The organism is Sinomicrobium sp. (genome assembly GCA_029266035.1).
Lineage (GTDB): Bacteria > Bacteroidota > Bacteroidia > Flavobacteriales > Flavobacteriaceae > Sinomicrobium.
On the sequence record JAJUFH010000012.1, the window covers coordinates 16053 to 27892 of the forward strand.

The following is an 11840-nucleotide window of genomic DNA, read 5'->3' on the forward strand; positions in this document are numbered from 1 at the left end:
CAGTTTGTCGTTCAACCGATTGCAAACTTCCTTAATACTGTTCGTCGTCACTCGGAAAATCCCTGCTCTTTACATCGTCGACATACTGAGAAATGGCTTTGGTCATATCCTCGTAAAGGTTCATATAACGACGGAGAAAACGCGGATTAAATTCGTAGGTCATGCCCAGTAGATCGTGGAGTACCAAAACCTGTCCATCTACACCGTTTCCGGCACCGATACCAATAACAGGTATAGAGACACTTTCGGCTACTTTTCGAGCCAAATCAGCCGGAATTTTTTCAAGTACAATGGCAAAACATCCCATTTTTTCTAGCAGAATAGCATCTTCGACAAGTTTTTCGGCCTCCTCTTCTTCTTTGGCTCTTACGGTATAAGACCCGAATTTGTAGATAGATTGCGGTGTGAGTCCGAGATGTCCCATCACCGGTATTCCTGCGTGAAGTATCTTTTTTACAGATTCCTTGATTTCTTTTCCCCCTTCAATTTTTACGCCGTGAGCACCGCTCTCTTTCATAATCCGTATGGCAGAGCGAAGCGCTTCTTTAGGATCCGACTGATAGCTTCCGAAGGGAAGGTCTACTACAACCAGCGCTCGTTTTACAGCCCTAATGACAGAAGAAGCGTGGTAAATCATCTGGTCGAGAGTTATGGGAAGGGTGGTTTCGTGCCCGGCCATAACATTGCTGGCAGAATCTCCCACTAGTATAACATCTATCCCTGCACCGTCTACTATATTGGCCATGGAATAATCGTAAGCGGTGAGCATACTTATTTTCTCACCGTTTTCTTTCATTTCGGATAGCGACTTTACAGTCACTCTCTTGTATTCTTTTTTTGCAACCGACATGGTAATTTCGTTTGTGTTAGTATTAGGGACTTCCGATTAAGATGTTGTAAAAGTACTAAATTGTACGTACCCCACCAGCATAGACTTGAGGATTTCCCAGAATGCATATCCTCAAACCTCTCCCGAAAACTCGGTATTTTTTGATGTTTTGCCATTAAAGATTAGGTCTTTATTCGAAACAATCTTTACTTTACAGAAAATAATACCACAGCTTGGTTTTAAAAATACCCTCATATCTCAACGAATTTATAAACCTGTTGATCAGTACGATGAAATATATGGCAGCGGTTTGCCTGACCGTGTTTTTTTTGATACCGGTATACGGGCAGTACTCTGTAGAGGAGGTTCCAAATCCTAAGGGAAGGGGACAGGATTATTTTGTGAGCAACCCAGATGAGATACTGAGTGTCGTTGTCGTAGATTCCATAAACGCTATTGCTGTTACTATAGAGCGGGAAACTACTGCAGAAGTAGCAATAGTGGTTATCGATGATTTTGAAGGACAGGACGATTTTCAGTTTGCTTTTGAGCTATTTGAACACTGGAAAATAGGCAAGAAAGACAAGGATAATGGGCTGTTGCTGTTAGTAGCTGTCGATAGGAGAAAATATCGATTTATTAGTGGCAAAGGTATGGAAGCTATATTTCCTGATGCGCTGCTCAAACGAATAGGTGAGCGTTATATGATTCCTTCTTTTAAATCGGGAAATTACGGGGAAGGAGTGCTAAACAGTGTGAAGATTATCCAAAACATTGCTATGTCGCCTGAAAGGGCAGATGAAATAATAGCCGATTTAAGTGGGCCTTCATTCCTGGATCGATACGGAATAAAGTTGGTGTATGTGGCCATTATTACTGCGCTTGTCATACTCCTGATGAAATATACAGACCGTATTGTGGCAAAGTCAGTAAAACGGGGTACATGGCTTGGAAAAGGTGTGAGAGAATTTATGAATACCATTGGCGGCGGATTTGCCGGTTTCTTTTTTCTTGCTTTTATCGCTATTTTCGGATTGGCATTTGGAGGAATTAATCCGGTCGAACTATTTCGTCCGGTCTGGATTCCGTGGTATGCCGTTGTTTTTGGCAGCCTGATTTTGTTTTTTAAATACCTCAGAGGTAAGGAGGTGATTTCTAAGTCCTTCTGGGACGAAAAAAACAGATTGGAGGCCTTGGAAGAATACCACCGAAAGATGTTGTTGCCCATGCTGTTATCACCCCTGACTTTTTTGATATTACTCAGATTCCAAAAGAGGAGAAAAAAGACAGGAGAACGGTTTATACCTCCTGACAATAGTGGAATGTGGGTGAGACTGGATCGCGACAAATTAAAGAAATCTACCGATTTGCTCAGTGACGGACAGCTTAAGGAAGAGTGGGCATTATCGCAAAGTTATGAAATATGGAAACACAAGGATACCGGTGAGATCGAGACGGTGAGCTGGCCCGGATCTCGTTTCCGAAAATACGACGACTGTCCGTCTTGCGGGTTCAGAACACTGGGGCAGGAAACCGTAAAGACCATTACTTCGGCAACGCACAAGAGAGCGGGAAGTGGGAAGCGCATTCGAAAATGTGTGTACTGTAATCACACAGTAAACTTGGGAATAAAAATACTCCCCCGTTTGAGGAAGAGTTCGTCGTCTTCCGGCGGAGGTTCGGGTTGGAGTTCGTCCTCTTCTTCCGGTGGAAGTTTTGGCGGAGGTAGCAGTGGTGGGGGTGGAGCCGGAGGTAGCTGGTAAACGTACCAAATATCAACAATCGGATAAAAAGACCCCAACTGCGAGTCCGCCCTCCGAAGTCTCTTTGTATTTAGAGCTCATATCTCTGGCAGTTTCCCACATGGTTTGTATCACCTTGTCCAGCGGAACCTTAGCATCGAGAGGATCGCTATCCATTGCGAGTTCTGCAGCGCTGATAGCCTTGATAGCCCCCATAGCATTGCGTTCAATACAAGGCACCTGAACGAGTCCGCCTATGGGGTCACAGGTAAGTCCTAAGTGGTGCTCCATAGCTATTTCTGCAGCCATGAGTATCTGCTCGGTAGAACCTCCGGCAAGGGATGTCAGTCCCGCTGCAGCCATAGCCGAAGATACTCCGATTTCTGCCTGGCAGCCTCCCATTGCCGCCGATATGGTGGCATTTCTCTTAAAAATACTACCTATAACTCCGGCTACAAGTAGGAAGCGTTTTATCTGTTCAAATCCGGCTTTGTGGTTTTCGATAACCATGTAGTACATCAATACTGCAGGTACTACTCCGGCACTGCCGTTTGTAGGTGCGGTAACCACTCTGCCCAAAGAGGCGTTTACCTCGTTTACGCTGAGTGCAAAACAACTGACCCATTTAAAGATCTGTCTGAATTTTACTTTGGTTTTTCTTATGACTTGCAGCCATTCTTCAGGGGTTTGATAGGGGAGATCTCCTATTAATTTCTGATGCAGATCGTATGCGCGTCGCTTAACCTGTAGACCTCCGGGAAGTGTACCCTCGGTATGACAGCCTGTGTACATACACTCCAGCATAGTGTTCCATATTCTTTTGAGCTCCTTGTCTATATCCTCCGAAGTTCTGAGGGTTTGCTCATTTTCATATACAATATCCCATATACTCCTGTTTTCCTTTTTGCAGTATTTCTCTAGCTGGGCGGCATTTTCTACCGGAAAGGGAAACTGTTTAAACACTTTTTCGTTTTCCTCGCCCGAGTGACCTTCCTCTTTAACTACAAATCCACCTCCTATAGAGTAATAGGCCTCACTGTATGTCTTCCCGTCGTCGGTAGTGGCTGTAAAACGCATACCATTGGCGTGGAAAGGAAGAAATTCTCTTTGAAAAACGATGTCTGACTGAAAGTCGAAAGCAATTCGTTTTGTATTGTCTAAGAGCAGTGTTTTACTGGTTTTGACTTCGTTTATGATTTTTGAAATATCCTCTACGGGCATGCGTTCAGGATCCTTTCCCGAAAGGCCCAACACCAAAGCAAAATCGGTGGCATGGCCTTTCCCGGTAAGCGACAATGAGCCGTACAGGTCAATTTTTACGCGCTCTACTTTTTCAAATAACTGTTGCGATTTTAACTCGTCTATCCATTGTTCAGCTGCCCTCCAAGGACCAAGGGTGTGCGAACTGGAAGGTCCGACCCCTATTTTTAACATATCGAAAACACTAATACACTCCATAATAACGGTCGCTTTAATTGGTCTCCGGATATAAGAACCGGTTGTGTTATAAACTGAATTCAGACAACAGCATTGTCAGATATACGCATCGTATTCATAGCAAATATAATCGAATAGTTTCAACCTTTGCATTTCCCCTCAATCAATTTGAGGCAGACAAGCTGTCTGCACCTTAGATACGGTCAAAATGACAGTAATGTTTTGAAATATGGCAGTAAAATCTCGCAGGTCTTTTTTTGGCATAGTCATTGACTAACTGATATAACAACAATATAAAATCTAAAAAAAATTAAAATAAGAACACACTGTTATGAGTAAAATTATTGGAATCGATTTAGGTACTACCAACTCCTGCGTTTCCGTAATGGAGGGCAACGAACCGGTAGTAATACCTAATGCCGAAGGAAAGAGAACAACTCCTTCCGTAATCGCGTTTGTAGAAGGAGGAGAGATAAAGGTGGGAGACCCGGCAAAAAGACAGGCAGTGACCAATCCTCATAAAACTATTTATTCTATCAAACGTTTTATGGGGAATAAGTTTTCGGAGTCTGAAGAAGAAGTAGGCAGGGTACCTTATAAGGTAGTAAAAGGAGATAACGACACCCCTCGTGTGGATATAGACGGACGTCTGTATACCGCTCAGGAATTGTCGGCTATGATTCTCCAAAAAATGAAAAAGACCGCCGAGGATTACCTCGGACAAGAAGTGTCGGAAGCTGTGGTTACAGTTCCTGCATACTTCAACGATGCACAGCGACAGGCTACCAAAGAAGCCGGTGAAATCGCCGGACTTAAAGTACAGCGAATCATCAACGAACCTACGGCAGCAGCATTGGCTTACGGACTTGACAAGTCCAACAAAGACCAGAAGATCGCTGTATACGACCTCGGAGGAGGTACTTTTGATATCTCCATACTCGAATTGGGTGATGGTGTATTTGAAGTGCTTTCTACCAACGGAGATACTCACCTCGGGGGAGATGATTTTGATGAAGTAATCATCAACTGGTTGGCCGATGAGTTCAACAACGAAGAGCAAGTAGACCTTCGCAAAGACCCTATGGCGTTACAGCGTTTGAAAGAGGCAGCAGAAAAAGCTAAAATAGAGCTTTCTTCCTCTTCTCAAACCGAGATAAACCTGCCTTATGTTACTGCTACAGCTTCTGGACCTAAGCACCTTGTAAAAACACTTACAAGAGCTAAGTTTGAGCAATTGGCAGACGAATTGGTCAAAAGATCTATGCTACCTTGCGAAAAAGCACTCAAAGACGCAGGTATCTCCAAATCTGACATCGATGAAGTCATTCTGGTAGGAGGATCTACCCGTATTCCTAAAATTCAGGAAGAAGTAGAGAAGTTTTTCGGGAAGAAGCCTTCCAAAGGAGTAAATGCTGATGAGGTTGTCGCTATTGGAGCTGCAATTCAAGGAGGTGTACTTACCGGAGATGTAAAAGACGTATTGTTGCTCGATGTTACTCCGCTGTCTCTCGGTATTGAGACTATGGGAAGTGTGATGACTAAGCTGATAGATGCCAATACCACTATCCCAACCAAAAAGTCGCAGGTGTTCTCTACGGCAGTAGACAATCAGCCTTCAGTAGAGATCCACGTACTTCAAGGAGAGCGACCAATGGCCAACGACAACAAAACCATAGGGCGTTTCCACCTCGACGGCATCCCGCCAGCTCCTCGTGGAGTGCCACAGATAGAAGTTACTTTCGATATCGATGCCAACGGTATTATCAAAGTATCAGCTACAGATAAGGCTACCGGAAAATCTCAGGATATCCGTATAGAAGCTTCTTCCGGACTTACCGAAGAGGAAATCGAAAAGATGAAAAGAGAGGCAGAAGCTAATGCCGAAGCGGATAAGAAAGCCAAGGAAACAGCTGATAAGCTCAACGAGGCCGACGGTATGATCTTCCAGACAGAAAAACAGCTCAAGGAATTTGGCGACAAGCTGTCTGACGACAAGAAAAAACCAATTGAAGAAGCCTTGGAAGAGCTCAAAAAAGCCTATGAAAGCAAGGATATAGCGGTCATAGAACCCGCCCTTGCCAAGATCAACGAAGCCTGGAAAACTGCCAGTGAAGAGATGTATAAGGCTCAGGCCGAAGCACAGCAAAACGGCAGTGCCCAAGCCGAAACCGCCGATGCAGCGGCCAATGGCAAACAAGAAGGCGACGACGTACAGGATGTAGACTTCGAAGAAGTGAAGTAAGTATCGTTTAGAACGATCAATAATAAGTGATAAACCGCTGTAGATGTTATGTTTACAGCGGTTTTTTTTGTATTAATTATTTTACTTGATTTAAGTGCGAAATGAGAATGTAATAGCGATAAGTGATTTTAGGTAAAGTTTGCTTAAACTAAAGTTTTGCCGGTGGAAATAAATATTTTCGTTTTTAAATTTTTCGGAAATTGTGAAATTGTAATGATAAATAGATATACACCAATAGAACAATTAAAAACTTTGAATGATGTGAACTTATCAGAGATGGCAGCACGCAATATTATCAGGTGACGATGAGTATGCGGAACGAAGATACCGAAAATGAAAATAATAATCCAAGTCCTCATAGTCTGATGATTTGTCAAAGTTGTTTTGGTTGTTATTTTTTTGTGAAGTCGTAAGTACTTATTTCTACAAAGTGATCTGCCGACAGGGTAAATCCGGTCACTTTTCCATCTTTAATCACAAACGGAAATTCTAGGGCTGAACCGTAGGTTGGGATGGAGTAGTCGCACAAAAATGTATTGTCTTTCAGGTGCTGCAGTTTTGCGGTTAGGTTGGGGTGGTTGGAGAAGTGAATAATCAGGTCTCCTTTTTTAGCCTCTATGAAAATATCGCCGTAGAGTTCGTGGGTGTAATCACCAGTGAATTTTTCAAGGGGTAAATCCATTTTGTTCCTTTGAGCGACAACAGCGCGAAGCGAATCTATTCTTGCCTTCTTTTTGGCTGCATTTTCACGAGATGTTTTAAGTGCTTTTGTACTGTAGTTTTCGTAAGGAATACCCAGATAGGCATCGACAATTTGTCGGTTTAAAATGCGAAACAGCGAGTTTGAATTCGTATTGGTCAGCACCACAACCCCCAATTGTTCTTCGGGGATAAAAGATACCGATGAAGTAAATCCGTCTACGCCACCCGTATGTCCGAATTCTATTCTATTGTCTCTGTCCTGCACGGTCAGTCCGAGTCCGTACATATAGAAATGCGTGTATTTTTCCTTCTCTTGGTCAAATTGCTTTACGGTTTGCAGCTGTCGCGTGGCCAAAATAGCATCTTTGCTAATTAGCTGTTTACCCTCAAATTTTCCGCTTTGCAGTTGTGCTATAAGCCAGTTGGCCATATCTTTTACATTTGAGCTCATAGAACCGGCGGGAGCCATATTGTCGATCATCGGAAAGTCTATTTTTGTCATTTTTCCGTCGATATCGGTATGAGGAAAAGCGATGTTTTTGGCGTCCGATATTTCCCGGGCAAGCATTAAGGTGCTGTTCATCCTTAGTGGGCTAAGAATATTTTTCTTTACAAAAGTTTCCCATTTTTCACCCGAAACAGCTTCTACAACCTCCCCCGAGGCAACAAATGCCGCATTGCAGTACCCCCAGGTAGTTCGAAAATCGTAGGCTAAATCGGCAATAGCCATTTTTCTTACGATCTCTTCGCGTGTGAGATTGGAGCACCAATAGGTGAAATCACCCTTGTAAGATTCAAAACCTATGCGATGAGAGAGCAAGTCCTTTATTGTTACTGCGCTTCCGGTTGAGTTGTCTTTTAAATTGAAGTAGGGCAGCCATTTTTTTGCCTTGTCGTCTAAGGATAGTTTTTTGTCTTGTTCCAGTATGGCGAGCGCAGTTGCCGTAAACAATTTGCTATTGCTACCAATCATAAACAGCGTATTTTCATCGACTGCATCATCAGAATCTACACTTTTTGTTCCATAGCCTTTAAGGTGAACGATCTTCCCGTCTTTTACAATGGCTACGGCAAGCGCGGGAATTCGCCAGTCTTTCATCTCTCTTTCAATATAGGTGTCCAGACTGTCACTTATAAAAGCAGGTTGCTGGGCAGTTGAAATCTGAGCAATTAATAATACACAGAAGATAAGGAGGTGTTTTAGTAATTTTGTGGTCATGGTTTAGGTTTTGGCAATTAACTCTCATTTTTGTACAGCTGTGGTGGCAACTGTCGATTGAAGTTTAAATATACAGAAATAATCGGTATTTAGTAAACTTGGTCAATCTATTGTTGTAGTGTCGTTGTTTTAGTATTTTGAGAATGCAAAAAATCAATACTTTAAATTTGGTATGTATCTTTTAAAAGAGTATTTTTGCAGCCTTAAAATAAATAATTATGAATCATTACGAAACTGTTTTCATTCTCAATCCCGTTTTATCTGACACTCAGGTAAAGGAAACAGTAAAGAAGTTCGAGGATTTCTTGCTTTCCAGAGGGGCAGAGTTTGTATCTAAAGAAGATTGGGGGCTTAAAAAACTGGCTTACCCAATTCAGAACAAAAAAAGCGGATTTTATCACCTGTTCGAGTTTAAAGTGAACGGAGAGGCGATCAATCCTTACGAAGTGGAATTCCGGAGAGATGAGCGGGTAATGCGTTTCCTTACCGTTAAATTGGATAAGCACGCTGTAGCCTGGGCTGAAAAACGAAGGAATAAGTTGAACCAAAAAGCTTAGAAATTATGTCATCTATCGAACAACAAGCCAAAGGAAAAAAAGACGGAGAGATCAGATATCTTACTCCTCTTAATATAGAGACTGCTAAAGCCAAGAAATACTGCCGCTTCAAAAAATCAGGAATCAAGTATATCGATTACAAGGATCCGGATTTTCTATTGAAATTTGTGAATGAGCAAGGGAAAATCCTGCCTCGCAGACTTACCGGAACATCGTTGAAGTACCAGAGAAAAGTGTCTGTTGCCGTGAAAAGGGCGCGTCACCTGGCTTTGATGCCTTATGTAGCTGATTTGTTAAAATAAAAAAGGGCAGACAATGGAATTAATACTGAAGAAAGACGTAGATAATTTAGGGTTTAAAGATGATGTGGTAACGGTTAAAAACGGTTACGGTCGCAATTATCTTATTCCGCAAGGATTTGCCGTATTGGCTACTCCTTCGGCCAAAAAAGTGCTGGCGGAAAACCTTAAACAAAGAGCATTTAAAGAGCAGAAAATAGTCGATGATGCTAAAAAGGTAGCTGACGAACTCGCTAAACTGGAGATCAAAATCGTTGCAAAAACAGGTGCTGGAGATAAACTCTTTGGTTCTGTAAGCAATATCGACCTCGCAGAAGCTCTTGAAAAAGAAGGACAAAGCATCGAACGCAAATACATCAGCATCAATGGTGGAAGCGTAAAACGCATCGGAAAATACAATGCTGTGATTAGGCTTCACCGGGAAGTTATTGTAGACTTTCCTTTTGAAGTAGTTGCCGAAGCAAAGTAAACTACATCGTAGTCATAATACCGGAAGTCGCCTAAAAGATCATTTTTAGGCGATTTTCTTTTTTGTGCTATACCATCAGAGGTGAAATTACAGCCTGGCAATCTGCAATAGTACAAATCGAGAGTCTATAAACTACAAACTGATAAACTGAGCTATGAAGTACAGACGACTTACCAAAGAGCAGTTGGAAGAACTGCATCCGGAATTCATCAACTTTCTCGCTACCCAGTCTATTACCGCGGAGGAGTGGAGTAAGATAAAGGCAGAACAGCCGGAAACAGCCGAACAGGAAATAGACGTTTTTAGTGACCTTATCTGGGAAGGGGTATTGCAAAAAGTAGAGTACCTAGAAAATATATCTCAGCGACAAATGCATCTTTTTTATCTGACGGATAAAGAGATGAAACTGATAGGTATACGCGTGCTCAACCCCGATATAGACCTTGCTACAAAGGAGGGTTTTAGCTGGTTTAAAAAGCACTTTATGACCGATATGGTGGAGATTATGACGGCAGCCAAAGCTTATTCTGACGACAAAAATCGGGATAAGTTTGAACTGATAGAGAAAGGGGCAGTAATCACCAAGGGTGAACTGTACCGCTGGTTTGACGATATACTGGCTGCAGGAGAGTTGTAGTTGAGGTTGGGACGGTGAACTTAATAGGGGCGTCCCGCTCTGAAATGATTAAAAATTATGATATTTGTCTTCGGGTATCTCGGGTTTATTTCACCCCCCGGACTATTTGTATAGATTTAGAAAAACCAATCACAAGAGCTGTTACATGGCACAGAAACCAAGTATTCCCAAGGGAACACGCGATTTTTCACCGGCAGAGGTTGCTCGGAGGAATTATATAGTCACTACCATTCGAAATCAATTTGAACGCTTCGGTTTTCAACCGATAGAGACTCCTAGTTTCGAGAATTTTTCCACGCTTATGGGAAAATATGGCGAAGAAGGAGACCGATTGATTTTTAAGATTCTGAATTCAGGAGATTACCTCAATAAGGTAGACGATAAGTTGTACGCAGAAAGAGATAGTTTGCGCATCACTCCCAGTATTTCTGAAAAGGCGTTGAGATACGATCTTACCGTGCCTTTTGCACGCTATGTAGTACAGCATCAAAACGATATAGACTTTCCTTTTAAACGATATCAAATACAACCCGTATGGAGAGCCGACCGACCGCAGAAAGGGAGATTCCGCGAGTTTTATCAATGCGATGCCGATGTGGTCGGATCGCAGTCGCTGTGGCAGGAAGTGGAATTTGTACAACTCTACGATGCGGTATTTACCACTTTGGGACTGGAGGGAGTAACCGTAAAGCTAAACAATAGAAAAATACTTTCCGGAATAGCCGAAGTAATCGGTGCCGGAGATAAACTGGTCGATTTTACCGTTGCCTTAGACAAGCTCGACAAGATAGGAGAAGAGGGAGTGAAAAAAGAGATGAGGGAAAAGGGAATTCCCGAAGATGCGATAGACAGAGTACAGCCCTTATTCAATCTCGAAGGAACTACCACTGATAAGTTGGAGCAACTATCTACACTTTTGCAAAACTCAGAAATGGGGAAAAAGGGAGTAGAGGAGCTGCGTTTTATCTGTGATGCCATTGCTGAATTAGGTTTGCAAACAGCGATACTGGACTTAGATGTAACCTTGGCTCGCGGTCTCAATTACTATACGGGAGCTATTTTTGAAGTCTCAGCTCCTCGGGGAGTAGCTATGGGATCTATTGGGGGTGGAGGCCGGTATGACGATCTCACAGGGATCTTCGGCTTGAAAGGTATAAGTGGTGTAGGGATTTCTTTCGGACTGGATCGCATATATCTCGTTATGGAAGAGCTTTCACTTTTTCCGGAAACCGTAAATCCGACTTCGAGAGCACTGTTTATCAATTTTGGAACAGAGGAAGTTCGCTACGGATTGAAAGCCTTGGCAGCACTGCGAAAACAGGGGATAAGGGCTGAGCTTTATCCCGACAATGCCAAAATGAAAAAACAGATGCAATACGCCGATAAACGGGGTATTCCCTATACCGTACTCGTCGGAGATAATGAAATAAGAGAGGGAAACTACACCCTTAAAAATATGGAGACTGGCGAACAAAAAGCAGTGAGTCTGGAAGAGTTGATTACAATATTGTCGGTGTAAACGGACATAAAATAGAAATAGCCATGGAACAAAAAGAATGTCGTTCCTATGGCTATTTCATTACCCCAAACTTACTGATCCAGAAAGCGGATGAGTAGGAATAATCATTGTCCGCTTTCTTTTTAAAGTATTTTCAAATATAACGGCTTTTTTAAAAACTAAAAATCCCTAAAAACAGGGATATTTTG

The 11840-nt window shown here is 42.5% G+C and carries 10 protein-coding genes; 7 read left to right on the plus strand and 3 right to left on the minus strand.

Going from position 1 to position 11840, the window contains the following annotated elements; all coding sequences use genetic code 11:
• Positions 1-31 precede the first annotated feature (31 nt).
• On the minus strand, positions 32-850 hold the full coding sequence (panB, locus tag ACYZZR_RS07370; RefSeq protein WP_461533354.1) for a 3-methyl-2-oxobutanoate hydroxymethyltransferase: 819 nt from the start codon (positions 848-850) through the stop codon (positions 32-34).
• A gap of 269 nt (positions 851-1119) precedes the next feature.
• Here panB and ACYZZR_RS07375 point away from each other — a divergent pair, with 269 nt between their 5' ends.
• Entirely contained in the window at positions 1120-2592 is a 1473-nt protein-coding gene (locus tag ACYZZR_RS07375) for a TPM domain-containing protein (RefSeq protein ID WP_461533355.1), read from the plus strand.
• 12 nt (positions 2593-2604) lie between these two features.
• On the opposite strand, the gene ACYZZR_RS07380 is transcribed toward ACYZZR_RS07375, so the two are convergent.
• Positions 2605-4029: an L-serine ammonia-lyase gene (locus tag ACYZZR_RS07380; RefSeq protein ID WP_461533356.1), complete on the minus strand. Its 1425-nt coding sequence runs from the start codon at positions 4027-4029 to the stop codon at positions 2605-2607.
• Between the two features lie 310 nt (positions 4030-4339).
• On the opposite strand from ACYZZR_RS07380, the gene dnaK reads away from it, so the two are divergent.
• Positions 4340-6250 (plus strand): molecular chaperone DnaK, encoded by a 1911-nt coding sequence (dnaK, locus tag ACYZZR_RS07385; RefSeq protein WP_461533357.1) that lies wholly within the window; start codon positions 4340-4342, stop codon positions 6248-6250.
• Between the two features lie 391 nt (positions 6251-6641).
• Here dnaK and ACYZZR_RS07390 read toward each other — a convergent pair whose 3' ends face one another.
• Positions 6642-8171: a serine hydrolase gene (locus ACYZZR_RS07390; RefSeq protein WP_461533358.1), complete on the minus strand. Its 1530-nt coding sequence runs from the start codon at positions 8169-8171 to the stop codon at positions 6642-6644.
• A gap of 218 nt (positions 8172-8389) precedes the next feature.
• Here ACYZZR_RS07390 and rpsF point away from each other — a divergent pair, with 218 nt between their 5' ends.
• From rpsF to hisS, 5 genes are all read left to right on the plus strand, one after another.
• Positions 8390-8728, plus strand: coding sequence for a 30S ribosomal protein S6 (gene rpsF / locus ACYZZR_RS07395; protein ID WP_461533359.1), 339 nt, complete (start codon positions 8390-8392; stop codon positions 8726-8728).
• Positions 8729-8730: 2 nt separating this feature from the next.
• Positions 8731-9030, plus strand: coding sequence for a 30S ribosomal protein S18 (gene rpsR, locus ACYZZR_RS07400; RefSeq protein ID WP_461533402.1), 300 nt, complete (start codon positions 8731-8733; stop codon positions 9028-9030).
• A 13-nt stretch (positions 9031-9043) separates the two neighbouring features.
• Positions 9044-9496 (plus strand): 50S ribosomal protein L9, encoded by a 453-nt coding sequence (gene rplI / locus ACYZZR_RS07405; RefSeq protein WP_461533360.1) that lies wholly within the window; start codon positions 9044-9046, stop codon positions 9494-9496.
• Between the two features lie 154 nt (positions 9497-9650).
• Entirely contained in the window at positions 9651-10133 is a 483-nt protein-coding gene (locus ACYZZR_RS07410; RefSeq protein WP_461533361.1) for a DUF6495 family protein, read from the plus strand.
• Positions 10134-10278: 145 nt separating this feature from the next.
• Positions 10279-11652, plus strand: a complete 1374-nt coding sequence (hisS, locus tag ACYZZR_RS07415) for a histidine--tRNA ligase (protein WP_461533362.1) — start codon at positions 10279-10281, stop codon at positions 11650-11652.
• Positions 11653-11840 lie beyond the last annotated feature (188 nt).